At 36.2% G+C, this 25,997-nt stretch carries 20 protein-coding genes; 15 read left to right on the top strand and 5 right to left on the bottom strand.

From position 1 onward, the window contains the following. Nucleotides 1–191: 191 nt before the first annotated feature. Nucleotides 192–2,270: a transglycosylase domain-containing protein gene (locus AC3ASS_RS09070; RefSeq protein WP_488283210.1), complete on the bottom strand. Its 2,079-nt coding sequence runs from the start codon at nt 2,268–2,270 to the stop codon at nt 192–194. Between the two features lie 217 nt (nt 2,271–2,487). Between AC3ASS_RS09070 and speE the strand changes: the two genes are divergently transcribed. From speE to AC3ASS_RS09045, 5 genes are all read left to right on the top strand, one after another. Further along, nucleotides 2,488–3,318, top strand: coding sequence for a spermidine synthase (speE, locus tag AC3ASS_RS09065; RefSeq protein WP_488283209.1), 831 nt, complete (start codon nt 2,488–2,490; stop codon nt 3,316–3,318). An 18-nt stretch (nt 3,319–3,336) separates the two neighbouring features. Beyond that, nucleotides 3,337–4,212, top strand: a complete 876-nt coding sequence (gene speB / locus AC3ASS_RS09060) for an agmatinase (protein WP_488283208.1) — start codon at nt 3,337–3,339, stop codon at nt 4,210–4,212. A gap of 143 nt (nt 4,213–4,355) precedes the next feature. Then, nucleotides 4,356–4,808 (top strand): YwiB family protein, encoded by a 453-nt coding sequence (locus AC3ASS_RS09055; protein WP_488283207.1) that lies wholly within the window; start codon nt 4,356–4,358, stop codon nt 4,806–4,808. Beyond that, nucleotides 4,795–6,465, top strand: coding sequence for an arginine--tRNA ligase (gene argS / locus AC3ASS_RS09050; protein WP_488283206.1), 1,671 nt, complete (start codon nt 4,795–4,797; stop codon nt 6,463–6,465). Before AC3ASS_RS09055 ends, argS begins: the two co-directional genes overlap by 14 nt. A gap of 450 nt (nt 6,466–6,915) precedes the next feature. Then, complete coding sequence (locus tag AC3ASS_RS09045; protein WP_488283205.1) at nt 6,916–7,086, top strand: XapX domain-containing protein; 171 nt, start codon at nt 6,916–6,918, stop codon at nt 7,084–7,086. A gap of 134 nt (nt 7,087–7,220) precedes the next feature. On the opposite strand, the gene AC3ASS_RS09040 is transcribed toward AC3ASS_RS09045, so the two are convergent. From AC3ASS_RS09040 to cls, 3 genes are read right to left on the bottom strand one after another with little or no spacing between them, the layout of a single operon-like run. Beyond that, nucleotides 7,221–7,877, bottom strand: coding sequence for a Dph6-related ATP pyrophosphatase (locus tag AC3ASS_RS09040; protein WP_488283204.1), 657 nt, complete (start codon nt 7,875–7,877; stop codon nt 7,221–7,223). Between the two features lie 12 nt (nt 7,878–7,889). After that, entirely contained in the window at nt 7,890–8,843 is a 954-nt protein-coding gene (uvsE, locus tag AC3ASS_RS09035; protein ID WP_488283203.1) for a UV DNA damage repair endonuclease UvsE, read from the bottom strand. A gap of 14 nt (nt 8,844–8,857) precedes the next feature. After that, entirely contained in the window at nt 8,858–10,063 is a 1,206-nt protein-coding gene (gene cls, locus AC3ASS_RS09030; protein WP_488283202.1) for a cardiolipin synthase, read from the bottom strand. Between the two features lie 221 nt (nt 10,064–10,284). On the opposite strand from cls, the gene AC3ASS_RS09025 reads away from it, so the two are divergent. The 9 genes from AC3ASS_RS09025 (at nt 10,285) to pyrG (ending at nt 24,029) form a co-directional block, all read left to right on the top strand. Continuing rightward, entirely contained in the window at nt 10,285–12,396 is a 2,112-nt protein-coding gene (locus AC3ASS_RS09025) for a (Fe-S)-binding protein (RefSeq protein WP_488283201.1), read from the top strand. 186 nt (nt 12,397–12,582) lie between these two features. Then, entirely contained in the window at nt 12,583–13,770 is a 1,188-nt protein-coding gene (locus AC3ASS_RS09020) for an acetyl-CoA C-acetyltransferase (protein ID WP_488283200.1), read from the top strand. A 19-nt stretch (nt 13,771–13,789) separates the two neighbouring features. Then, nucleotides 13,790–14,641, top strand: coding sequence for a 3-hydroxybutyryl-CoA dehydrogenase (locus AC3ASS_RS09015; protein ID WP_488283199.1), 852 nt, complete (start codon nt 13,790–13,792; stop codon nt 14,639–14,641). Between the two features lie 11 nt (nt 14,642–14,652). Further along, on the top strand, nt 14,653–15,789 hold the full coding sequence (locus AC3ASS_RS09010) for an acyl-CoA dehydrogenase (protein ID WP_488283198.1): 1,137 nt from the start codon (nt 14,653–14,655) through the stop codon (nt 15,787–15,789). A gap of 35 nt (nt 15,790–15,824) precedes the next feature. Then, nucleotides 15,825–16,964: an acyl-CoA dehydrogenase gene (locus tag AC3ASS_RS09005; RefSeq protein WP_488283197.1), complete on the top strand. Its 1,140-nt coding sequence runs from the start codon at nt 15,825–15,827 to the stop codon at nt 16,962–16,964. Nucleotides 16,965–17,027: 63 nt separating this feature from the next. Next, complete coding sequence (locus AC3ASS_RS09000) at nt 17,028–17,699, top strand: TetR/AcrR family transcriptional regulator (protein WP_488283196.1); 672 nt, start codon at nt 17,028–17,030, stop codon at nt 17,697–17,699. Further along, a complete protein-coding gene (icmF, locus tag AC3ASS_RS08995) occupies nt 17,677–20,943 on the top strand; it encodes a fused isobutyryl-CoA mutase/GTPase IcmF (RefSeq protein WP_488283195.1) in 3,267 nt (1,088 codons plus the stop codon). Before AC3ASS_RS09000 ends, icmF begins: the two co-directional genes overlap by 23 nt. 625 nt (nt 20,944–21,568) lie before the next feature. Beyond that, complete coding sequence (gene rpoE / locus AC3ASS_RS08990; RefSeq protein WP_488283194.1) at nt 21,569–22,138, top strand: DNA-directed RNA polymerase subunit delta; 570 nt, start codon at nt 21,569–21,571, stop codon at nt 22,136–22,138. A gap of 283 nt (nt 22,139–22,421) precedes the next feature. Continuing rightward, nucleotides 22,422–24,029, top strand: a complete 1,608-nt coding sequence (pyrG, locus tag AC3ASS_RS08985) for a CTP synthase (protein WP_488283193.1) — start codon at nt 22,422–22,424, stop codon at nt 24,027–24,029. 686 nt (nt 24,030–24,715) lie between these two features. Here pyrG and AC3ASS_RS08980 read toward each other — a convergent pair. Beyond that, complete coding sequence (locus AC3ASS_RS08980; protein ID WP_488283192.1) at nt 24,716–25,234, bottom strand: DUF2529 family protein; 519 nt, start codon at nt 25,232–25,234, stop codon at nt 24,716–24,718. Nucleotides 25,235–25,476: 242 nt separating this feature from the next. Between AC3ASS_RS08980 and AC3ASS_RS08975 the strand changes: the two genes are divergently transcribed. Further along, on the top strand, nt 25,477–25,848 hold the full coding sequence (locus AC3ASS_RS08975) for a response regulator (RefSeq protein ID WP_488283191.1): 372 nt from the start codon (nt 25,477–25,479) through the stop codon (nt 25,846–25,848). The last annotated feature ends 149 nt before the right edge of the window (nt 25,849–25,997 follow it).

The raw sequence follows: 25,997 nt of genomic DNA, 5'->3' as shown, positions 1-25,997 counted from the left end.
TCTACGTCATACTTAATTGAACCGCCGTATACCGAACGGTACGTACGGTGGTGTGAGAGGTCGGGGGTTAGTCACCCCCTCCTACTCGATTACTATTAGGTTCTATAGAGAATAGTAAGAAAATGTGAAAGTCATAAAAAATGATCATTTTCCATAATTGGAGAAATGATCATTTTTTCTCAGTCAGCTCGTTAAGGAATCCAGTCGAAGAATCGTTCATACCATTTTTCTTTCTTCTTTGATTCTTTCTTCATTTGTTTTTCCTCTTTTTTGTTATTTGTATGGCTGTGCAAATGACAATGTTCTACCGGTTCTGTCCCTGCTTCAAAATAAGTCAATCGAGAAACAGGACAATCTTTTGTCGCAATGAGTCCAGTTTCGGGATCTACATAAATGCCGACAACATTTTTTGTAGGTTTAAAAGCTTTTTTCGGTTGTGATTTCAATGCTTCTTCCATAAATGAGATCCAAATCTCTTTTGCGTATGATTTTTCAGCAGCTAATGTAATATCTTTTCCTTGATCATAACCTGTCCAAACTCCGCTTACTAATTGCGGCGTAAATCCTATCATCCAGCTATCGGTATCGGTGGAGCCGGATTTACCTGCATAAGTTCTTGTCATTCGATCAATTACAGAACTTCCGGTTACCATTGAATAGCTATTTAATCGTGAGTCGAACATGCCTGTCATCATATGCGTCATAACAAATGCTTTATCAGGGTCTAAAATTCTTTCTTTTTCCTCTTTATGTTCAAAAATAACTTCCCCTTTGGCATTTTCCACTTTTGTAATAAACACGGGTTCAACAGCATATCCTCCGTTTGCAAAATGACTATACGCATTCACCATATCGATGACACGAACTCCACTTGTTCCGAGAGCTAACGATGGGACTTTGTCCAAATGGGTATTGATACCAAATTTTTTAGCATATTCAACTAGTGTATCCATTCCTAAAAATAGATGTGTTTTTACTGCATAAACATTATCTGACAATGCCAATGCTTGAGTTAATGTAATGTCTTTATTGGCATATAAGTTATTAAAATTATGTGGAGTATACGATTTTCTTCCTTCATCATATTTAAAAGTTGTTAATTCACTTTTTAAAGTGGTTGAAGGTGTAAATCCATGTTCAAGGGCGGCGTAATATAGAATCGGTTTTATGGTTGAGCCAGGTTGACGCAATGATTGAACGGCACGATTATATGGACTCTTTTCATAATTTCGTCCGCCCACCAGTGCAAGAATATGGCCAGTTTTAGGGTCTTGAGCTACAAACCCAAGCTGAATATCCGATTCACTAGCAATCGTTTTGTTTATGACGTTTTCCGCAATTTTTTGCAAGGAAGGATTTAAAGTAGTGTAAATTTTTAAGCCTCCTAAATCGATGGAACGATCATCAATCCCTAGTTTTGTTTTTAAAATATTTGTCACAACATCTTGAAAATATGGAGCTATTTCATTTTGCTTGTAAAGGTGCTTACCGACGATCGTTAATTCTTCTTGATAAGCTTTTTTCGCTTCTTCTTTAGAGATCAGTCCGTTTTCTACCATTGATTGTAAAATTACTTTTTGACGCTCTTTTGCCTTTTCCCAAGACTCTAATGGTGAATAAATGGAAGGACCTTTTGGAATTCCGGCTAATAAAGAAGCTTCGGCCAAATTTAAATCTTTAGCACTTTTGCCAAAATAAAATTGGCTGGCCGCTTCTACTCCATATGCACCGTGTCCATAGTAAATGGTATTTAAATACCCTTCTAAAATATCTTTTTTAGAATAATTGACTTCAAGACGAATCGTATAAAAAGCTTCTGTAATCTTCCGGCTCCAAGTTTTATCAAGGGTTAAGAAAAGGTTGCGAGCGTATTGTTGGGAAATCGTGCTAGCTCCTTCTGCTTTGGAAAAGGATTTTATATCCGCCAATATGGCTCCAATAATTCTTCGAAAATCAAATCCTAAATGTTTATAAAAACGTTTGTCTTCTACAGCAATCGTAGACTGGATTAAATATGGAGAAATGTCATCTACACTCACCCAATATCGTTTTTGACCGTTCATATTTGTTTCGCCAATGACTGTTCCATCTTCTGCAAAATATAACGTTGATTGAGGAACGGCAATTGGAGGTGGCCCCATTAGTTTAGCAATCGTGTAAATGGAAAATAGGAAAATAAAAAAAGCAATGGTTGCACACGCGCCAATAAAAATGGCTGTACGAAAATATTTCGCTGTTTTTCTAAAGTGTTTGTCCGTGATGATTTCCAAAAGGGTGCACCTCCATAATGACAATTATTTCTAATAATAATAGAAAAAAATTCCTATTCAATGTTAGTATGAAAATCCGTGAAAATTTTTAAACCTAAATGTCAAAAAAAACTTTGCAAATGAAGAAGATTTTACTATACTTTTCTCATGTTTGAAATTCTCATAGGGAAAGCTAAACAGTAATGAAATCCACATAGGAAGGATTGTGAAGACACTAATGAGCATTTGGTTTACAGAAAAGCAAACCGAACACTTCGGTATTACGATGGAAATTAAAAAAACATTACATACAGAGCAAACAGAATTTCAAAAGTTGGATATGGTAGAGACTGCTGAATGGGGAAACATGCTTGTACTTGACGGTATGGTCATGACTACTCAAAAAGATGAGTTTGTATATCATGAAATGGTAGCACATGTACCATTATTTACTCATCCAAACCCGGAAAATGTTCTAGTTGTTGGCGGGGGAGATGGAGGAGTTATCCGCGAAGTTTTAAAACACCCTAGTGTGAAAAAAGCAGTGCTTGTAGAGATTGATGGAAAAGTCATTGAGTATTCGAAAAAATACCTTCCGGAAATTGCCGGTGAATTAGACAATGAGCGTGTGGAAGTCATTGTTGATGACGGATTTATGCATATTGCGAAAAGTGAAAATATGTACGATGTTATTATGGTAGACTCTACTGAGCCGGTTGGTCCAGCTGTTAATTTGTTTACAAAAGGATTTTATGCAGGTATTTCTAAAGCATTGAAAGAAGATGGAATCTTTGTCGCACAGACAGATAACCCTTGGTTTAAAGCAGATTTAATTCGAAAAGTTTTTAAAGACGTAAAAGAAATTTTCCCAATTACGAAATTATATACAGCAAACATTCCAACCTATCCAAGTGGTTTATGGACATTTACGATAGGTTCTAAAAAATATGATCCGTTGCAAGTTCCTGAAAGTCGTTTCCATGAAATTGAAACGAAATATTATACGAAAGATATTCATTGGGCGTCCTTTGTTTTACCTAAGTTTGTTGATGATTTAACGAAGGAATAGAATAGAGAGGGATTACTCATGCGTTTTGATGAAGCTTATTCAGGTAATGTATTTATTAGAAGTCACGCAAATTTTGAAGAAAGTGAAGCGGTCATTTATGGAATGCCGATGGATTGGACAGTAAGTTTCCGTCCAGGATCTCGTTTTGGTCCAGCGAGAATTCGTGAAGTTTCGTTAGGGCTGGAAGAATATAGCCCTTATTTAGACAAGCATCTAGAAGAAGTTAAATATTACGATGCGGGTGATATTCCGTTACCTTTTGGGAATGCGCAAAGAAGTTTAGATATGATTGAAGATTTTGTTGGTCGTATTTTAGATGCTGGCAAGTTTCCATTAGGTCTTGGGGGAGAACATTTAGTATCATGGCCAATTTTCAAGGCATTTCATAAACGCTTTGATGATTTTGCGATTATTCATATTGATGCCCATGCAGATTTACGGGAACAATATGAAGGAGAACCGTTATCCCATTCAACACCAATACGTAAAGCATGTGATTTAATTGGTGCGAAAAATGTGTATTCTTTCGGGATTCGTTCTGGTATGAGAGAAGAATTCCAATTTGCGAAAGAATCTGGAATGTATATGGCGAAATTCGATGTTGCGGCACCATTAAAAGAAGTATTACCTACATTAAAAGGAAGAAATGTTTATGTAACGATCGATATTGATGTATTAGATCCTGCGCATGCACCTGGAACTGGAACAGCTGAAGCGGGAGGCATTTCTTCTAAAGAGCTATTAGAGGCAATAACAGCTATTGCGAATTCTGATGTCCGTGTAATTGGGGCAGATATTGTAGAAGTAGCTCCGGCCTATGATCCAACAGAACAAACGCAAATTGCTGCTAGCAAATTCGTTCGTGAAATTCTTCTTGGTTGGGTAAAAAAATAATGAAACAAAAGAAGTCCGGCTGATGTCGGACTTTTATATTAGTTGGCAATTCTATAATAGCTTTTTTATTTAAAAACTTGAAAATCGGTGGGAAATTCTCTTTAATAAAATAGTATATGAATTTACGTCAAGGAAGTGTTTTCATGGAGAATACCGGTTTTACCCCGATTAAAATTCATCTTCATACTGAAATTTCCCAAGACGGTGAAACAGAAAATTTTGAAATTATTTCATTCGGGCGATATTATGAAAAAAATGGTTCACAATTTATTACATACGAAGAAGTAACAGAGTCGGGGAAAATCAAAAATGTTATAAAGATATCAAACAATCAAGTTTTAATTATGAGAAACGGCGCCATTAATATGAGGTTTTCATTGCAAAAAGGAGTAAAAACGGAAGGCTCTTTTGAAAACCAATATGGTAGTTTTCCGCTTATATTAAATACAAATAAAATATATTTTGATTGGGATAAAGAGCGACAAGAAGGAGAATTGCTTTTTTCTTATGAACTTTATATGCAACATGAAGTCGTCGGAATTTATACACTTTCTTTCCAATTAAAGAAGGAGGAAACGATCAATGAATATTGTTGAAAAAGTGCAGCAATCGTTAAAAGAAGAAATTAAAGCAGCTGTCATTCAAGCAGGTTTAGCCGAAGAGGATCAAATACCAAACGTAGTTCTAGAAATTCCAAAGGAAAAAGCGCATGGTGATTACTCAACGAATATGGCCATGCAATTAGCGCGAATTGCGAAAAAGGCACCAAGATTGATCGCAGAAGAGATTGTCAATCATATCGACAAAGAGAAAGCCTCCATTGAAAAGATTGAAATTGCTGGACCTGGATTTATCAATTTTTATATGAATAATCATTATTTAACAAAGTTAATACCTTTAATTTTAAATAGTGGTGAAAAGTACGGGGAGTCCAATAGCGGAAAAGGTCGTAAAGTACAAGTTGAGTTTGTTTCAGCTAATCCTACCGGTGATCTTCACTTAGGGCATGCTAGAGGAGCGGCTGTTGGGGACTCATTATGCAATATTCTATCTATGGCCGGTTATGACGTGACAAGAGAATATTATATCAATGATGCAGGAAACCAAATTCATAATTTAGCTTTGTCAGTAGAGGCACGCTACTTTCAAGCTTTAGGAATGGAAAAGGAAATGCCAGAAGACGGTTACCACGGTGAAGATATTGTGCAAATTGGGAAAAGATTAGCCGAAGAATTTGGCGATAAATACATACATGCATCCGAAGAAGAACGTTATCAATTTTTCCGTGAATATGGTTTGAAATACGAATTAGAAAAGTTGAAAAAAGACTTGGAAAACTTCCGTGTTGCATTTGATGTATGGTATAGTGAAACATCTTTATATGAAAATGGGAAAATTGATGTAGCATTAAAAGCGTTAAAAGAAAGCGGTTATGTGTATGAACAAGACGGAGCCGTTTGGTTAAAATCAACCGCTTTTGGCGATGACAAAGACCGCGTATTAATTAAAAATGACGGTACTTATACTTATTTAACTCCAGATATTGCTTATCATAAAGATAAATTTGATCGTGGCTTTGAAACGGTTATAAATATTTGGGGAGCCGACCATCATGGATATATTCCTCGAGTTAAAGCAGCATTGGAAGCTTTAGGAATCGATTCCAATCGTTTAGAAGTCGAAATCATCCAACTTGTCCATTTATTTAAAAATGGCGAGAAAATGAAAATGAGTAAACGTACAGGAAAAGCAGTGACTATGCGTGAGCTTGTTGAAGAGGTTGGATTAGATGCGGTTCGATATTTCTTTGCGATGAGAAGTTCCGATACTCATATGGATTTTGATTTAGATTTAGCGGTTTCTAAATCCAATGAAAATCCAGTGTATTATGCACAATATGCACATGCTCGTATTTGTAGCATCTTACGTCAAGCTGAAGAACAAAATATAACGTATTCGCTAGATGCTGATTTCAGCTTAATTCAATCAGAAAAAGAATATGATGTGTTGAAGAAATTAGGTGAATTCCCACAAGTAGTAGCTGTAGCAGCGGAACGTAGAAGTCCTCATCGAGTCACCAATTATATTCATGAGCTTGCATCAACGTTCCATAGTTTTTATAATGCGGAAAAAGTGTTAGATTTAGAAAATAAAAATAAAACAGTTGCTAGACTTTCTTTAGTAAAAGCAGTCCAAACAACATTAAAAAACGCACTATCTTTAATCGGTGTTTCTGCACCTGAAAAAATGTAAGGGAAGGCCGAGTATAAAATGACAATATTTTATACTCGGTTTTTTATCATTTAATAAAGTGCGGGACTCTGCATTTTTCTGTTGATACACTGCAATTTATAAGCTAATTGAATTTCATCACTTTTTCGGTAAAATAATAAAGTTTGCTTTGGCAGTCATTTTCCTATTTGCTGGAGGCATCTATCTTTTAAAATTTAGTTAGTAAAAATTAAGATTTCCAACATCGGTAGTGGCACAAAAAATCTTTTATAAATATTAAAGAATTTAATTGGCAGGCATGGATTCGGTAATTCACCATACTCATGCCAGCCAATTTTTGTTTTAACTAGAATGATGTGTACTAGAAAAAACGAATATTTTCCTATTTGTGAACGTGGTGATAAATTTAAACATAAATGCTCTTTCTATTGCAAAAAATAGTCAAGAGAAAGATAACGGGAGGAGCATTCTATGAAAGAAGTTTTTCTTGCGTTAATTTCAGGGCTTGTAACCGGGCTTTTATTTGCTTTTTTAAGACTACCAATACCGGCACCACCCGCACTCTCAGGGATAGCCGGAATTGTTGGGGTCTATTTAGGGTTTCAAATCTTTCAAATCATCATTGCATGGTGGACGAAGTAAAAAATGAGAGGTGACTCTCATTTTTATTAAGTACGCATGGATTAGATGTAATCTCTACGTTGCTAGTTTTCATGAAAGGAGGATAGCTATACTATTGAATCAATTTCTGTCACGGGAGAATATGGTTCAAGCAATTATTCATAGAGATCCATCCAATAATAACTTCCGTCTTGATAGATTTCCCCTTTTCGAAATGTAATAGGTTTTTGGAATAAGGGACCATCATAAACAAACGTATGAAACTCACCATTTTCTCCGCATACATCACAACCATCAGGAAGAGAACGTAAAAAATCTTTATCATAATCCATTCCTAGTAGCTCTGTTGATAGCACTTCACTATTAATGGCTACAATGATTGCCCTATATCCTAGTTGAATCAATTCGTTTGCTAATTGAGAAGAGTTCATACCCCAAATAGGAAAAATAGGGGAGATTTTTCTTTCTATAAATGTTTTTTCACGATATGTTCGTATATCTTGTAAAAATAAATCTCCAAAGGCAATTTGGTCAACATTCTCTTTCTCTAAGTTAGTATAAAACTGGTTCATAACTTTTTCATATTGCTCATTGGTAGGGTGTGAAGGGAGAAATATTTCTTCCAAAGGAAATCCAAGTGAATGTACTTGAGATAATAGGAGTTCGCGTCGTATATGATGAGAAATCGTACGGTTTGTTTTTCTATCAATGGTTGTAAATAGTTTATAGATCGGAATTTTTTTAGTAACTAATTGATGAAACATGAGCATACTATCTTTTCCGCCGCTCCATGAAACCGCTACTTTATTCAAAGCCAACTCTCCTTACCATTCAATCGTTGCTCCGCCAATTCTTTTAATTCCTCGAATTCTACTAAGGTCATTCAAAAGCTTCATTAAAGCTAAATCTTTTTTCTTTGCTTCAATCATAACATCAATGTCGACATTTAGCTCTTTTACTAATTGTAAAAAAGGTAAGATGAATTGTACATCGACATAAACAGCATGTGAGCGAATTTCTTTTTCTGATTTAGGCGAGGAAAGGTGAACTTTTGGCCGAAGTTTGGACAATTCCCATGTTTTAAATATTCGCGGTAATAAATCTGATAATGGCTCTTCTTGAGAATTGGCGTAATGGTGGTGATAATCAAAGACAAATGGAATTTGTTCTTTTTCGCAAACCTTTAACGTTTCAAGGGCGGTATATGTTTTATCATCGTTTTCAAGTGTCATCCTGTCTTTAATATGGGAAGGAAGCTGCTTTAAATTTTCTGCAAAACGGACTAATGTTGTCTTTTTATCTCCATACGCTCCTCCGATATGAATGTTAATCATCGAGTTTTTCTCAATCCCCATAGCAGCTAACATTTGATAGTGGTAATCCATATCGATGATGGAGTTTTCCGTAATTTCTTTTTTAGGACTTGTAAATAAAGTAAATTGATTTGGATGAAAGCTGACTCTCATTTTATGTTCAGTAACAATTTGTCCGATTTCCTTCCATTCGTTAATAAAAGGATCGATAAAATTCCATCGTACTTCCGGGTGTGTGGCAAGTGGAACAATGGAACTAGAAAAGCGATATAAAGGTATTTGATAGGCAGCATTAAATAGTAATGTTCGGATGGTATTTTGTAAATTTTCTTTCGTGATCGATAATAATTTTTCCTTTCGTTCCTCTTTTGTTAATTTCTTATACCTTGTAAATGTGATCGTACGAGAAGGCGATGCTTCCCAAAGAGTTAGTGATGTAGAAACATAACCAAAGCGAATGATCAAGGTACCGAACCCCTTTATAATAGTGGTGAAAGAACGAATGCTATCCATTCCAATAACGTTCGTTTCACATTTGGATGATTTAATTCATCTAAAGTTAAAAGGTGAGAGTTTGATAAATCTTTTTCATAAATCTCTTTCATATTTTTTAGCACTTCATGACTGTAAAAAATGCAATTAACTTCACAATTTAAATAAAGGCTACGTTTATCCATATTAGCTGTACCGATATCAACAATTTCTTCATCAATCATTAAAACTTTTCCATGGTAAAATCCGTTTAAATATTGATAAATCTTACATCCTTTTTTTAATAGTTTTCGAAAATATGGATAAGATGCTTCTTTGACAAACTTGTGGTCGCTCGTCTTTGGAATGAGAATAGTAACTTCAATCCCTCTGTCGATTGCATGAATGATTGATTGGAATAATCGTTTACTTGGAATAAAGTATGGTGTTCCAATGCGAATGGATTTTTTTGCATAAGAAATTAATTTTACAAATTCTTGCTCAAGTTCCACCCCTTCTGTAGCCACAATTCGATGAATCATATTCCCTTTGTTTAATGGAGGGTAATAGGTATGGTCATCGGTTAGATGTTCACCTGTTGAATCAAACCAGTCTAAGAGAAATTGCTTTTGTAAATCTTGAACGCCTTCCCCAGTTAGCTTTATATGATAGTCACGCCAAGGAGTGAGTTTTGGATCGAGATTTATGTATTCTTTCCCAACATTAAATCCTCCCAAATATCCCACTTTCCCATCTATTACTGTTATTTTTCGGTGATTACGTGCTTGCAAGGAATAAAAAAAATAAGGAGGCTTTGGAACATGGCAAAACTCGATTTGAACTCCAGCGTCACGTAATTTATTAACTTCTTTTTTCGGTAATTTTAAACTTCCAACCCAATCTAGAAGGAGGCGCACTTGTACTCCTTCGTTGGCTCGTTCCTTTAAAATAGAAAGAAAAGAATGGCTAAAATCATCATTTCGAACTATATAAAATAAGGAATGAATATGATGTGTGGCCTTTTTTAAATCTGAAAAAAATTCTTCAAATAATTCTGATCCACTAGCAAAAATTTGAACGTTACTTTTTCTTAAAGGAAACTCGAATTTAATATAATCCTTTTTATGTCTCCTTTTTCCTAATTGATAATCAAGAAAAAGATATATTCCAATCATAAATATCGCTAAAACCGTCCATAAAAGGAGACGCACCATTTACAACCCCCAAATAAAAAGTAAAACTGCATCAATATTTTTCCCATACAAGATTAAAAAGTTGCATCCTTCCCGACTACTTATTGGAATTTACAGAATGTGGTTGATTCGTCTTGCATAAGAAATATGTTGACTGAATGCTCATTCATTATATAATAAAAGTAATACAGTTCTGAAAATTTTTGTTTTTTAAAAAATACATCGAGAGAGGAGTGGAAGTAATGAACGGTTGGTTATGGGTCAACCTAATTGCATTTCTCGCTGTAACCGCTTACGCAGTTAGTTTATTTGTGTATGTGGTTCGAACGAGAATAGCCTACATCAAGCTAGGAAAGAAAGAAGAGTTCGATTTAAAGATAAAAGAAAGGTTTCAAAAAATTTGGGTAAATGTTTTTGGACAAAAAAAATTATTGAAAGATAAGAAAAGCGGAATTATCCATGTGATGTTCTTTTATGGATTCATTCTCGTGCAATTTGGTGCGATCGATTTTATTTGGAAAGGGATTGCCCCTGGTTCTCACTTGCCATTAGGACCAGTCTATCCAGGATTTACATTTTTCCAAGAGCTCGTAACTTTAATGATATTAGTGGCGGTATTTTGGGCATTTTATCGCCGGTACATTGAAAAGCTTGTCCGCTTAAAAAGAGGATGGAAATCTGGGCTTGTTTTAATCTTTATTGGCGGACTTATGTTATCGGTCCTTTTCGGAAACGGTATGGCTATGATTTGGCATGGACATGAAGCAACAACATCAGAGCCGGTAGCTTCTTTATTTGCCAGTGCATTTTCATGGTTAGGTGAAACAGGAGCTATTGTTGCATTCTATGTCGCATGGTGGATTCATTTACTATTGCTACTTGCATTTCTCGTATATGTGCCTCAGTCAAAGCATGCGCATTTAATTGCAGGACCAGCTAACGTATTTTTTAATCGAACAGACAAACAAGGAAAATTACGAAAAATTGATTTTGAAGATGAATCACAAGAATCTTTTGGTGTTGGGAAAATTGAAGATTTTACTCAACTTCAATTAATCGATTTATATGCTTGTGTAGAATGTGGAAGATGTACCAATATGTGTCCAGCAACGGGTACCGGAAAAATGTTATCACCAATGGATTTAATTACAAAATTGCGGGACCATCTAACGAATTACGGTGCAGCTGTTACATCCAAGCAACCATGGGTACCTACATTTGCTTTTTCGAAAACAAAAGGAAATCAACTCGCTTTAGCCAGTGCAGGAAAAGCATCTAAAGAAACCGCTGCAACCGTTGAATATCGTCCAAGTTTAATTGGAGATATCATTACAGAAGAAGAAATTTGGGCTTGTACAACTTGTCGCAACTGTGAAGATCAATGTCCAGTAATGAATGAACATGTTGAAAAAATTATAGACTTGCGTAGATATTTAGTATTAACCGAAGGAAAAATGAATTCCGATGCACAACGAGCCATGCAAAATATCGAACGTCAAGGCAACCCTTGGGGATTAAATCGTAAAGAAAAAGAAAATTGGCGCGAAGCTCGAAGTGATGTTTATGTACCGACTGTCAAAGAATTGAAAAAAGAAGGAGAAGAGTTCGAATATTTATTCTGGGTCGGTTCTATGGGATCTTTTGATAACCGCAGCCAAAAAATCGCACTATCATTTGCTAAGCTGTTAAATGAAGCTGGTGTGAAATTCGCGATTTTAGGGAATAAAGAAAAGAACTCTGGAGATACACCGCGTCGTCTAGGAAACGAATTTTTATTCCAAGAGTTGGCGGTAAAAAATATTGAAGAGTTTGAAAAGAACGATGTGAAGAAAATTGTAACGATTGACCCGCATGCATACAATATCTTTAAAAATGAATATCCGGATTTCGGATTAAAAGCAGAAGTATATCACCATACGGAATTACTATATAAATTAGTGAAAGAAGGAAGACTGGTTCCAAAATATGAAGTGAATGAGACGATTACCTTCCATGATTCTTGTTATTTAGGAAGATATAACGAAGTTTATGACCCGCCACGTGAAATTTTAAAATCGATTCGCGGTGTGAAATTAGTAGAAATGGAGAGAAATAGAGAAACAGGAATGTGTTGCGGTGCAGGCGGAGGACTTATGTGGATGGAAGAAGATACAGGAACTCGTATTAACGTCGCACGTACGGAACAAGCATTAGCTGTTAATCCGACAGTTATCAGTTCGGGATGTCCTTATTGCTTAACCATGCTTTCTGACGGTACAAAAGCTAAAGAAGTAGAAGAAACCGTTAAAACATATGATGTTGCAGAGATTTTAGAAAAAGCTGTTTGCGGAAATGTTCAGGAAATTGCTTCTTAATTATTTACGGAATTGTCTGTAAAATCATTTAATTCTAAACAATTTTTCAGTAAAATATAAATAAAAGAGAGGGGATCGATATGAGGTCCCTTCCTTTCACGTCCTTCGTTGAGCGAGCGTTCAGTCGAAATGTTGAAAGCGGTTACAAATAATTTAATAGATGAAAAGAATAAAGGAGATGAGAAGATGAGGAAAACAGTAATCATCGACGGGGCAAGAACACCGTTTGGAAAATTCGGTGGTGCACTTAGCGGTTTAACAGCATCCGAGTTAGGGGGGCTGGCTATTCAGGAAGCTCTCAAACGGGCAAACATACATCCTGAAAGAGTGGATGAAGTGATTTTAGGTACGGTTCTTCAAGGAGGTCAGGGACAAATCCCATCAAGACAAGCGGCAAGACATGCAGGAATCCCTTGGGAAGTCAAAACAGAAACTATTAATAAAGTATGTGCTTCCGGAATGAGAAGTGTGACCCTTGGCGATCAAATTATACGCGTTGGAGATGGAGAGGTCATTGTCGCTGGCGGAATGGAATCAATGAGTAACGCTCCATACGCGCTTCCAAAAGGTCGTTTCGGTTTTCGTATGGGCGATGCGCAAGTAATCGACTTAATGATTCATGATGGCCTCTCTTGCAGCTTTACAGGAGTTCATATGGGGACTTACGGAAATCAAACGGCAGAAGAATTAAGTATTAGTCGAGAAGAACAAGATTCTTGGGCGTATAGAAGTCACGTAAAAGCAATAGAAGCGATAGAATCTGGAAAACTAGCGGAAGAAATCGTACCTGTTGAAATTCCTCAGAAAAAAGGAGCCCCAATCGTTATTCAGCATGATGAAGCACCGAGAAAAGATACATCATTAGAAAAACTAGCTAAATTACCGCCGGTTTTTGGAAAAGATGGAACCATTACAGCAGGTAATGCTCCAGGAGTTAACGACGGTGCATGTGCATTAGTATTAATGAGTGAAGAGAAGGCTCTACAGGAAGGGAAAAACATTTTAGCGAAAATTGTTGCCCATGCTGAAGTTGCAGTAGAGGCAAAAGATTTTCCAAAAACACCTGGATTAGTGATTAACGAATTATTGAAGAAAACAGGAAAAACAGTGGAAGATATTGATTTATTTGAAATCAATGAAGCGTTTGCTGCAGTTGCTTTAGCAAGTTCACAAATTGCAGGATTGGATAAAGAAAAAGTAAATGTTAATGGCGGTGCGGTTGCTCTCGGTCATCCAATTGGAGCTAGTGGAGCAAGAATTATTTTAACTCTCGCATATGAATTGAAACGTCGTGGTGGAGGACTTGGAATTGCGGCCATTTGTAGTGGCGGAGGCCAAGGAGATGCCGTAATGATTGAAGTTCCAAAACAATAGTAGATGAGGAGGATATGTGATGGACATTAAAAAAGTCATGGTAGTTGGAGCAGGACAAATGGGATCCGGTATTGCTCAAGTATGTGCTCAAGCAAACTATCAAGTGGTTCTACATGATATTAAAGATGAATTTGTGCAAAGAGGTCTATCTGTTATTGAGAAAAATTTAAATAGACAAGTAGAAAAAGGAAGAATGTCAGATGAAGAAAAACAACAAGTGCTCGGAAACATCATAAAATCTACAGATTTAAAAAACGCGGCAGATGTTGATTTAGTCATAGAGGCTGCCACAGAAAATATGGAAATTAAATCTAAAATCTTTTCAGAATTGGATGAAATAGCACCTGAACATACAATACTTGCCTCTAATACGTCATCATTACCGATAACAGAAATTGCTGCTGCAACAAAGCGCCCAGAAAAAGTAATCGGTATGCATTTTATGAACCCTGTACCAGTAATGAAGCTTGTTGAAATTATTCGTGGGTTGGCAACTAGTGATGAAGTATACGAAACGATTGAATCCGTGACTAAACGTCTGAATAAAGTGCCGGTAGAAGTGAACGATTTTCCTGGTTTTGTTTCAAACCGTGTTCTTATGCCAATGATCAATGAAGCTATTTACACCCTTTATGAAGGAGTAGCAACAAAAGAAGCCATTGATGAAGTAATGAAACTCGGGATGAATCACCCGATGGGGCCGTTAACGTTAGCTGATTTTATCGGTTTAGATACATGTCTTTATATTATGGAAACTCTTCATGAAGGTTTTGGAGACGATAAATATCGTCCTTGTCCACTTCTTCGCAAATACGTGAAAGCCGGTTGGCTAGGTCGCAAAACTGGCCGAGGATTCTATGTTTACGAATAGGGTGAAGAACAATGAACTTACAATTTACTGAAGAACAACTCATGATGAAAAAAATGGTCCAAGATTTTGCCCAAAATGAAATTGCTCCTTTTGTGGAAAAAATGGAGGAAGGAGAATTTCCTCGTTCAATTTTAAAAAAGATGGGTGAACTTGGATTAATGGGCATTCCCATCGATGAAAAATACGGCGGTGCAGGAATGGATTTTACATCTTATATTATTGCAATTCATGAGATATCGAAAGTTAGCGCTGCTGTAGGGGTTATACTATCCGTTCATACATCAGTTGGAACGAATCCGATTCTATACTTTGGAACAGAGGAACAAAAGAAAAAATATGTACCGAAACTTGCTACAGGAGAATATTTAGGTGCATTTGGGTTAACAGAGCCACAAGCAGGTTCCGATGCCTCTGCTTTAAAAACAAGAGCGGTACGCGACGGAGACTATTATATCATCAATGGATCAAAAATTTTTATTACGAATGGCGGTGAAGCAGATACGTATATTGTGTTTGCTGTCACAAATCCTGAAAAAGGAAAACATGGAATATCGGCGTTCATTGTTGAAAAAGATACCCCTGGTTTTATTGTCGGAAAAGATGAAAAGAAAATGGGACTTCATGGTTCCCGAACCGTACAACTTACATTTGAAGAAATGAAAATCCCTGTTGAGCAGCGGCTTGGTGAAGAAGGAGAAGGGTTTAAAATTGCCATGGCTAATCTCGATGTTGGTCGGATTGGAATTGCCGCCCAAGCGTTAGGAATTGCTGAAGCAGCTTTTGAGAAGGCAAATCAATATGCAAAAGAACGCCACCAATTCGGAAAACCGATTGCTTCCAATCAAGGAGTTGCTTTTAAATTGGCGGATATGGCAACTGCTATTGAAGCAAGCAAACTATTAATCTATCGTGCGGCATCTTTACGGGAGCAAGGAAAAGCATGTGGAATGGAAGCATCGATGGCAAAACTATTTGCTTCAAGAACGGCCGTTGAAGTTACAACAGAAGCGATTCAAATCTTTGGCGGTTATGGATACACGAAGGAGTATCCGGTAGAAAGATATTTCAGAGATGCGAAAATTACGGAAATATATGAAGGAACAAGCGAAATTCAAAAAATCGTTATTAGCAGAAACTTATTGAAATAAATCTTTAAATCTATGAAAATGGAGGATTCAATACCATGAACTTTCGTCTATCTGAAGAACATGAAATGATTAGAAAAATGGTTCGAGATTTTGCGAAAAATGAAGTAGCTCCTACAGCTGCAGAACGTGATGAAGAGGAGCGTTTTGATCGTGAAATTTTTGATAAAATGGCGGAACTTGGCTTAACAGGAATTCCGTGGCCAGAAGAATACGGTGGTATTGGAAGTGATTATTTAGCTTACTGTATAGCAGTGGAAGAATTATCTCGAGTTTGTGCATCCACTGGTGTAACTCTATCAGCTCATACTTCTTTAGCAGGTTGGCCGGTATACAAATTCGGTACAGAGGAGCAAAAACAAAAATACTTAAAACCGATGGCTCAAGGAGAAAAAATTGGTGCTTACGGTCTTACAGAGCCGGGATCCGGTTCAGATGCAGGCGGAATGAAAACAACCGCGCGTCTTGAGGGAGATCATTATGTATTAAACGGTTCGAAAATTTTTATTACAAACGGCGGCGTTGCCGATATTTACATCGTTTTCGCGCTCACTGATCCTGAAAAGCGTCATAAAGGAGTCAGTGCTTTTATCATCGAAAAAGACTTTAAAGGTTTTAGCGTAGGGAAGAAAGAGAAAAAGTTAGGTATTCGTTCATCGCCAACAACAGAAATCATTTTTGAAGATTGCATGGTACCGAAAGAAAACCTTCTTGGCCAAGAAGGTGAAGGTTTTAAAATTGCGATGATGACGCTTGATGGTGGAAGAAACGGGATTGCTGCCCAAGCGGTTGGGATTGCTCAAGGAGCTCTTGATGCAGCGATTGAATATGCAAAAGAACGTCATCAGTTTGGAAAACCAATTGCTGCTAACCAAGGGATTTCCTTTAAATTAGCAGATATGGCAACAAATGTTGAAGCAGCGCGTCTACTAACCTATCAAGCTGCTTGGTTAGAGTCACAAGGACTCCCTTATGGAAAAGAATCCGCGATGTCCAAACTTTTCGCTGGAGATACAGCTATGAAAGTTACAACAGAGGCAGTTCAAATCTTTGGAGGTTACGGATATACGAAAGAATATCCGGTAGAACGCTTTATGCGTGATGCAAAAATTACGCAAATATATGAAGGAACGCAAGAAATTCAACGACTAGTCATTTCTCGCATGTTAACAAAATAAATGAATAGGTTTGAAGAAAATGAAATGGATTGTGGTTAAGAAGCTAAAAGCGGGGAGATGAGTTTGGATCAAAAACGAGAAGTCCATGCTTCTGTAAAAGATGAAAAGCTGATCAATAAACGCCGAAACCAAATGATTAAAGGGGCTGTCTCTCTTTTTAAGGAAAAAGGTTTTCATCGCACGACAACAAGAGAAATTGCAAAAGCCTCTGGTTTTAGCATTGGCACGTTATATGAGTATATTCGGACGAAAGAAGATGTTCTTTATTTAGTATGCGACAGTATTTACGACCAAGTACAAGAGAGGTTGCACCAGGAGTTGGATTTAACGGAAGGCACTCTTGAAAATTTAAAATTAGGCATTGCCTGCTATTTTCGTGTGATGGATGAAATGCAAGATGAAGTTTTAGTCATGTATCAAGAAGCAAAATCACTATCAAAGGAAGCATTACCTTATGTATTAAAAAAAGAAATGGAAATGGTCGGTTTAGTCGAAACGTTAATACGACGTGTCGTTGACAATGGAGTATTAACGTTAAGTGACCAACATATTCGTTTACTAGCCCATAACATTTTTGTTCAAGGACAGATGTGGGGCTTTAGACGTTGGGCACTAAGAAAAATGTTCACATTGGAAGAATATATACAGCTTCAAACAGATATCTTGTTCAATGGGTTAAAGGCTTACATGAATAAAGGACAGGAGGAGAAGGATGAATACAGTAGAAGTGTATAAACCGAAACATCCAGTTCGCTTTGTTACGGCTTCAAGCTTGTTTGATGGACATGATGCATCCATAAATATTATGAGGCGTATTATTCAAGCTAGCGGTGGGGAAGTCATTCATCTTGGACATAACCGTTCGGTTGAGGAAATTGTTCATGCTGCTATTCAAGAGGATGTCCAAGGGATTGCCGTTTCCTCTTATCAAGGCGGACATATGGAATTTTTTAAATACATGTACGATTTATTAAAAGAGAAAGGTGCATCCCATATCCGCATTTACGGTGGTGGCGGTGGAGTTATTATTCCTAAAGAAATTAAAGAACTGCATGATTATGGTATAGCTAGAATTTTTTCACCAGAGGATGGTCGCCAGTTAGGTCTTCAAGGCATGATTAATCTTATGATGAAAGAATGTGATTTTCCGACTGTAACGGGTGATGTCAATCCTTACATTGAAGGCTTGAAAAAAGGAGATCACCAATCGATTGCCAAATTAATCACCGTGGCAGAAACGTTAATTGGAAATGACAGTGAAGCGGCAGCTGGTAGTGAAGCAGTACTATCAAAAGTGAAAGAAATAGAAAAGAAAACACCGGTTATTGGTATTACTGGAACGGGTGGAGCTGGGAAAAGTTCATTAACCGATGAATTAATTCGCCGTTTTATTAATGAATTTCCTGATAAAAAAGTGGCTGTATTATCCGTTGATCCGACGAAACAAAAAACTGGCGGTGCTTTGCTCGGAGACAGAATTCGTATGAATTCCATTTTCTCCCCAAGAGTGTATATGCGTTCATTAGCGACAAGAAATTCGCGCAGTGAGCTTTCATTAGCGATTAAAGATGCTTTATCGGTAGTTAAAGCTGCGGATTTTGATTTAATCATTGTGGAAACGAGTGGAATTGGACAGGGAGATGCAGAGATTAAAGAAATCAGTGACATCTCTATGTATGTAATGACAAGTGAATTTGGAGCACCTTCCCAATTAGAAAAAATCGATATGCTTGATTTTGCCGATCTAATTGTCATTAATAAGTTTGAACGAAAAGGGTCTGAAGATGCGAAGCGACAAGTTCAAAAGCAATATCAACGGAATCATCAGCTTTTTGACAAAGAGCTAGATGAAATGCCGGTTTACGGTACAATTGCAAGCCAATTTAATGATCCTGGTACGAACGCATTATTTGCAGCTCTCATTGAAAAGCTAAACGAGAAATTCCAAACAAATTGGACGACAAAATATTCAAAACATGAAGTGGTTGCCAAACAAGATGTGATTATTCCTTCCGAGCGTCGTTATTATTTACGTGAAATTACGGAAACTGTTCGCAACTATCATAAAAAAGTAGAGCAACAATCGCAATTAGCAAGGAGACTTTTCCAAATTGAAGGCGCCATTGAAGCCGTTAAAGAAAAAGAGCAAAACGGTGAAGTTTTAGCTTCATTAGAAGCATTAAAAAAAGATGTTGAAAGCAAGCTCACAGAGGAAACGAAACAAATTATTGCTGGTTGGGAAGATTTGAAAAAGCGATATGCTCAAGATAAATTTGTAACAAAAATTCGAGATAAAGAAATTGTTACTGAATTAAAAACAAAAAGTTTATCCGGTTTAGATATTCCAAAAGTAGCTTTACCGAAGTTTAAAGATTATGGAGAAATTGTTAGATGGGTGTATAAAGAGAATGTTCCTGGTTCTTTCCCTTATACAGCAGGAGTATTTCCGTTCAAACGTCAAGGAGAAGATCCAAAGAGACAATTTGCTGGTGAGGGAACTCCGGAAAGAACAAATCGCAGGTTCCACTATCTTTCAAAAGATGATCCGGCAAAACGGTTAAGTACAGCCTTTGATTCCGTTACTTTGTATGGAGAAGATCCGGATTATCGCCCTGATATTTATGGGAAAATTGGAGAAAGCGGAGTTAGTGTATGTACGTTGGAAGACATGAAAAAGCTATATAAAGGCTTTGATTTATGTCATCCATCTACTTCTGTATCTATGACAATTAATGGGCCAGCTCCGATTATTTTAGCGATGTTCATGAACACGGCGATTGATCAACAAGTAGAAAAGAAAGAAAAAGAGCTTGGTCGACCTTTAACGAAAGAAGAATATGAAGAAATTAAAGCTTATACTTTATCGACGGTTCGTGGTACGGTTCAAGCAGATATTTTAAAAGAAGACCAAGGACAAAATACATGTATTTTCTCTACTGAGTTTGCCTTACGAATGATGGGGGATATTCAACAATATTTTATTGACCATAAAGTAAGAAACTATTATTCCGTTTCTATTTCCGGTTATCATATTGCAGAAGCGGGAGCTAATCCAATTTCTCAGTTAGCCTTTACACTTGCTAATGGTTTTACGTACGTTGAATATTATTTAAGTAGAGGAATGCATATTGATGATTTTGCTCCAAATCTTTCCTTCTTCTTCTCAAACGGACTAGACCCTGAATATTCCGTTATTGGCCGTGTTGCAAGAAGAATTTGGGCGACTGTCATGAAAGAAAAATATGGAGCAAATGAAAGAAGTCAAAAACTAAAATACCATATTCAAACTTCGGGACGTTCTCTTCATGCACAAGAAATTGATTTTAATGATATTCGTACGACATTACAAGCATTGATGGCGCTTCAAGATAACTGTAATTCCCTTCATACAAATGCATATGATGAGGCAATTACAACACCTACCGAAGAATCTGTTCGTCGTGCTATGGCAATACAGTTGATTATTACGAAAGAACACGGCTTAACGAAAAATGAGAATCCTCTTCAAGGTTCCTTCATTATTGAAGAATTAACAGACTTAGTAGAGGAAGCCGTACTAAAAGAATTTGATCGAATCAACGATCGCGGCGGAGTTCTTGGCGCGATGGAAACGCAATATCAACGTGGAAAAATTCAAGAAGAGTCCATGTATTATGAAATGAAAAAACATAGTGGAGAATTACCAATTATCGGAGTCAATACGTATTTAAATCCAAATCCTCCGTCTGAAGAAGAGTTAAACAATATGGAACTAGCAAGAGCAACGAAAGAAGAAAAAGAGTTGCAAATTCATAACCTCCGACAATTCCAAGAGAAACATAAAGATCGCGTCGATGAAGCGTTGAAACGTTTGAAAGAAGTAGCTGTAAGCGGAGGAAATATTTTTGCTGAATTAATGGAGACGGTGAAGGTCGCAAGTCTTGGACAAATAACAAAAGCCTTATATGAAGTTGGGGGACAATATCGTCGGAATATGTAAAGAAAAAATCTTCATGATTGTTGGAGGAGAAAATAAAGAACCACACGAATGGATTTTAGTTAAGACAGATTTCACTCTTTTTTAGAGTTGGAAGGCTTATAGTTTGAATAACTGTAAGCCTTTCCTTTATAAAAAAAATTTTTTCTTATCTATAAGTGCTCTTATATATTTTGATTTATAATAGATTAAATAGGAATATCTTAGACCGACTGGAAAGAAGTGATTTGGATTGAAAATCTTCATCCACATCGTCATTTTTATTTTCTTGATTAGCTTAGTTTTTTACCTTTATAATTTACAATTGGGTGCTATTCCGTTTTTACTTATGTCCATTTATTTTTTTATTATGGCCGTTTCCATTTCTTCTTTTCGCTTAGGAAGAAATCGGTTTAAACAACGGAAAACGGAAGGCAAAAAAAAGGGGCAAAAGGTACGCGAAAACACGTGAACATACTAGCATAAATGTTCATGATTTGTTTATAATGGGTAATATGTATTTTGTATGATTATTGGAGTCCCTGCCACTGATGTAAAGCGTAAAATAAAGAATTGGTTCATTTTTGAATAGTCGTATTTTACGCTTATACAGTAGCGCATATTGAATTTAGAAAGGAAGTGCGAAACGTTGAGTTTGGACCAATTTTCAAAAGAAGATCTTCTACAAATGTCCTTAATTGAAATTGCTTATGAGTTATTAAAAGAAAAGAAACAATCAATGGCTTTTATTGATCTTCTTAAAGAAGTGGCAAATCTTTTGGAAATGTCGGAAGATGAAATGAAAGCGAAAATGTCCCAATTTTATACTGACTTAAACATAGATGGAAGATTTTTTGCGTTAGGTGGAAATACATGGGGACTTCGTGCATGGTATCCAGTTGAACATGTAGAAGAAGAGGTTGTTGCGCCAACAAAACCGAAGAAGAAAAAAGCGAAAAAGGCTATGTTGGATGACGATCTTGATCTTGACATTGAAGACTACGATGAAGTGGATGAAGATGATTTAGACTTCGATGATTTGGATGACTACGACGATGACGATATAATCGAAGATGACGAAGACGAACTACTTGAAGACGATGATGATGACTTTGGAAATGTAGATGATGACGATTTTGATCTTGACGATGATGAGGATGATTCATTAGATTTAGATATCGACGTTGATGAAGATTTGGACGAAGAGGAAGAAGAATAAAGTTCTCTTGACTTGCGATGATCTAATTGTTAAAATTCTTTTTGGGCTCCATAAAAATATAGATTATTTTTCAAATACATAACGCTCCCTACTTTTGATAAGAAGGGGGCGTTTTTTATTTTATTTTTCGGGTATTTTTCATTATGGATCCATTCAATATGAAAAAGATGGAGAAAATAAATAAATGAATGTTGATCTTATGGTTAACCTGTAAATATGTATCATGAATTTATTTTTATCTATTAATTGAAGATAAATTGCACAAAAATGAGGAGGACCTAGCATGACAAAGTATATTTTTGTTACAGGTGGAGTAGTTTCTTCGTTAGGAAAAGGGATTACGGCTGCATCTTTAGGTAGACTACTAAAAAATCGCGGATTAAAAATTGCGATTCAAAAATTTGATCCGTACATTAACGTTGACCCGGGGACAATGAGCCCTTATCAACATGGGGAAGTATTTGTTACAGATGATGGTGCGGAAACAGACCTCGATTTAGGACATTATGAGCGTTTTGTCGATATTAATTTAAATAAATATAGCAATATTACTACCGGAAAAGTGTATTCATCAGTAATCAAGAAAGAGCGCCGCGGTGAGTATTTAGGAGGAACAGTTCAAGTTATTCCTCACATTACGAATGAAATTAAAGAACAAGTGTTTAGAGCTGGAAAAGAAACGAACGCCGATGTTGTAATTACGGAAATTGGCGGAACAGTAGGAGATATTGAATCACTTCCATTTTTAGAAGCCATCCGTCAAATTAAAAGCGACATTGGTCGAGATAATGTGATGTACATTCATTGTACATTAGTGCCATTTATTAAGGCAGCAGGTGAATTAAAAACAAAACCAACTCAACATAGTGTAAAAGAATTGCGTAGTTTAGGAATTCAGCCAAATGTGATCGTTGTTAGAACGGAAATGCCGATTCCACAAGAAATGAAAGACAAAATCGCATTATTCTGTGATATTGATCCGAAAGCGGTCATTGAAGCGAGAGATGCCGAAACACTTTATTCCATACCGTTATCACTCCAAGAACAAAAATTAGATGAAATCGTATGTAATCATTTAAAACTAGTATCCCATGAACCTGACATGACGGAATGGATTGAGTTAGTAAACAAAGTTCAAAACTTAAAGCAAAATGTAAGCATTGCGTTAGTTGGTAAATACGTTGAATTGCAAGATGCTTATATTTCTGTTGTAGAGGCATTAAAACACGCTGGATATGTATTCGATTCGGATATTGATATTAAATGGATTAATGCTGAAACAGTCAATAAAGATAACGTAGATGAGTTATTAAAGGATGTCCATGGAATATTAGTTCCAGGTGGCTTTGGTGATCGTGGGGTTGAAGGAAAAATTGAGGCCATTCGCTATGCTCGTGAACAAAAAGTGCCATTCTTAGGAATTTGTTTAGGAATGCAATTAGCAACCATTGAATTTGCACGCAATGTTTTAGGTTATAATGGAGCAAATTCCGCGGAAATTGACCCTAATACACCTTATCCAATTATCGACTTATTACCAGAACAAAAAGATGTAGAAGATTTAGGTGGAACGTTGCGTTTAGGACTTTACCCTTGCAAAATTTTAGAGGGAACAAAAGCACATACCGTATATAATGATGAAATTATCTATGAAAGACACCGTCATCGATATGAATTTAACAACGAATATCGTGAGGTCATGGAACAAAAAGGTTTAGTATTCTCTGGTACAAGCCCAGATGGTCGATTAGTGGAAATTATTGAGATTCCTGATCATCCATGGTTTGTTGCGAGCCAATTCCATCCGGAATTCAAATCAAGACCAACTAGACCACAACCGCTATTCCGTGGATTTATAGAAGCAGCTCTTATGCAAAAAGAAGGAAAATAATAAGAGGCGGGACAAAACCTTCCATGTAATAGAAAAGCCAGTGGAACTTTTCTTTTAACATTTCACTGGCTTTGCATTTTATTTAAAAAAACAAATTCATTCTTGAACGTTTAACTTGCAAATATATCCATACGAGCTGCAAGTTTTTTATATTGCTTAAATAAAAAATTTCCCTTCGAACTATTAACTTGCAAATAATTAAATTTTAGTTGCAAGATTTTTTGTCGACTTGCAAGTTCATATTCTAGAGTTACAAATAATTTTTCGATAGTTACAAGTTTTTTTCTTACTTGCAAATACGATTGTTTCTAGTTGCAAATAACTTTCTGCAAGTTACAAATACTTTTTATCAACTTGCAAATTCGATCGAAAGAGTTGCAAATATACATTCAATTGGTCAGGATTGGCACTCGCCAATCCTTCCTTCTTGAGAAAAAACCGACCTTGAATGTTCAACTTGCAAATAAATCAATATGAGTTGCAAGTTTTTTTCTAATACTAGTTCAATAATTCACCGCTGATCAATCAACTTGCAAATATATCAGCACGAGCTGCAAGATTTTTCGATCACTTGTTTAGTATATTCACTATCGAACCATCGACTTGCAAATAAAATCAACCTAGTTGCAAGTTAGATATCGAAGGTTGTAAGAATATCGAAGAAATTGTGATTTAGTCAGAATGCCTCATTCTTCATATTCCGATAATATTTCTTTCACAAGAAATGAAATATGGTGATAAACAAAGATAGAAGCAAGTAAATAAGGATATCCGATTCGTTCACCTGTTTCTGTTGGGACTAAGCCGTTTTTTATTTTTAAATCAATAAAAATATCTGCGATAGACTCAATCCCTTCACCTTCCACCTTCGATGCTACTGCAATAAAAGGTACGTTTTTCTCATATAGGTTTCTTCCTAATTCTAGCAATTCTTTATCGGAAGAGGTTCTTGAAAAAAGAATCACGCGGTCTAAATCCGTTAATGGATCGATTTCATCAAGCTCTTTCACTCTAGGAATCGTTTCTTTCCCTTTGCTTGCTTCAAAAATTACTCCTTCTAGTTCTTGATTTCCCCAAATAAATACTGTACCTTCCCCGATTAATGCCTGTGCGATTAAACGGGCACTATCTTCCAATTGAAATTCTTCCTGCTCTTGTATTTTTTTTAACACCCCAGTTAATTGCGTGAGAAAAATTTTATCCAATGAAGTCACCTCTAGTACAATAGTGTAAATAATGTTTCATTATATTATTTTAGTACAATGGAGAAAAGAACAATAGTTTATGACATTATTTATGTTATATTGAAATTTACTTTCAGTCGAAAAAGTGCGACATTTGTTGAGAAATAATTTTTTAGAATGAAAGGGTTTTCGACAAATATATCGAATACTCTCAATGGAGTGGAGTTTGTGAACGAATTGAAGAGAGAATGGGGTGAGTTTAGTTGAAGGGGAAATTATTAATTGTGGATGATCAATTTGGAATTAGGATTTTATTAAGTGAAGTGTTTCAAAAAGCCGGTTATGAAACATATCAAGCAGCTAACGGTATCCAAGCGTTAGAAATTGTAAAAGAACAAAACCCCGATTTAGTTTTATTAGATATGAAAATTCCAGGAATGGATGGCTTAGAAATTTTAAAACGAATGAAAACAATCAATAAAGATATACGAGTCATTATTATGACGGCATATGGCGAGTTAGATATGATTCAAGAAGCTAAGGAATTAGGGGCTATCACCCATTTCGCCAAACCGTTTGACATTGATGAAATAAGAGATGTCGTAAAACAATATGTTCCCATAAAATCTACATAAGAGTTGTATGAGTAAAATTATTGTGGGCAAAATTTAACCCCCTCATTTGTTGAGGGAACGTTAGAACGCTCTACAAATGAGGGGGCCACCAAGCGAAAGCGCGATAGTTAATAAGCAAATAACATGAAAAAGAGGGTTACTCCTTGGTA

The sequence above is a fragment of the Bacillus sp. JST-5 genome (assembly GCF_057747715.1).
The sequence above is the reverse complement of the archived record's forward strand: the minus strand, read 5'-3'. Positions and strand labels throughout refer to the sequence as shown.

Bases quoted from the DNA above. Each gene is read 5' to 3' on its own strand.
- AC3ASS_RS09025 (WP_488283201.1), top strand. From the start codon at position 10,285: ATGAACGGTTGGTTATGGGTCAACCTAATTGCATTTCTCGCTGTAACC.
- icmF (WP_488283195.1), top strand. From the start codon at position 17,677: ATGAATACAGTAGAAGTGTATAAACCGAAACATCCAGTTCGCTTTGTT.
- pyrG (WP_488283193.1), top strand. From the start codon at position 22,422: ATGACAAAGTATATTTTTGTTACAGGTGGAGTAGTTTCTTCGTTAGGA.
- AC3ASS_RS09010 (WP_488283198.1), top strand. From the start codon at position 14,653: ATGAACTTACAATTTACTGAAGAACAACTCATGATGAAAAAAATGGTC.
- AC3ASS_RS09045 (WP_488283205.1), top strand. From the start codon at position 6,916: ATGAAAGAAGTTTTTCTTGCGTTAATTTCAGGGCTTGTAACCGGGCTT.
- AC3ASS_RS09055 (WP_488283207.1), top strand. From the start codon at position 4,356: ATGGAGAATACCGGTTTTACCCCGATTAAAATTCATCTTCATACTGAA.
- speE (WP_488283209.1), top strand. From the start codon at position 2,488: ATGAGCATTTGGTTTACAGAAAAGCAAACCGAACACTTCGGTATTACG.
- AC3ASS_RS09020 (WP_488283200.1), top strand. From the start codon at position 12,583: ATGAGGAAAACAGTAATCATCGACGGGGCAAGAACACCGTTTGGAAAA.
- speB (WP_488283208.1), top strand. From the start codon at position 3,337: ATGCGTTTTGATGAAGCTTATTCAGGTAATGTATTTATTAGAAGTCAC.
- cls (WP_488283202.1), bottom strand. From the start codon at position 10,063: ATGGTGCGTCTCCTTTTATGGACGGTTTTAGCGATATTTATGATTGGA.
- AC3ASS_RS09005 (WP_488283197.1), top strand. From the start codon at position 15,825: ATGAACTTTCGTCTATCTGAAGAACATGAAATGATTAGAAAAATGGTT.
- AC3ASS_RS09015 (WP_488283199.1), top strand. From the start codon at position 13,790: ATGGACATTAAAAAAGTCATGGTAGTTGGAGCAGGACAAATGGGATCC.
- argS (WP_488283206.1), top strand. From the start codon at position 4,795: ATGAATATTGTTGAAAAAGTGCAGCAATCGTTAAAAGAAGAAATTAAA.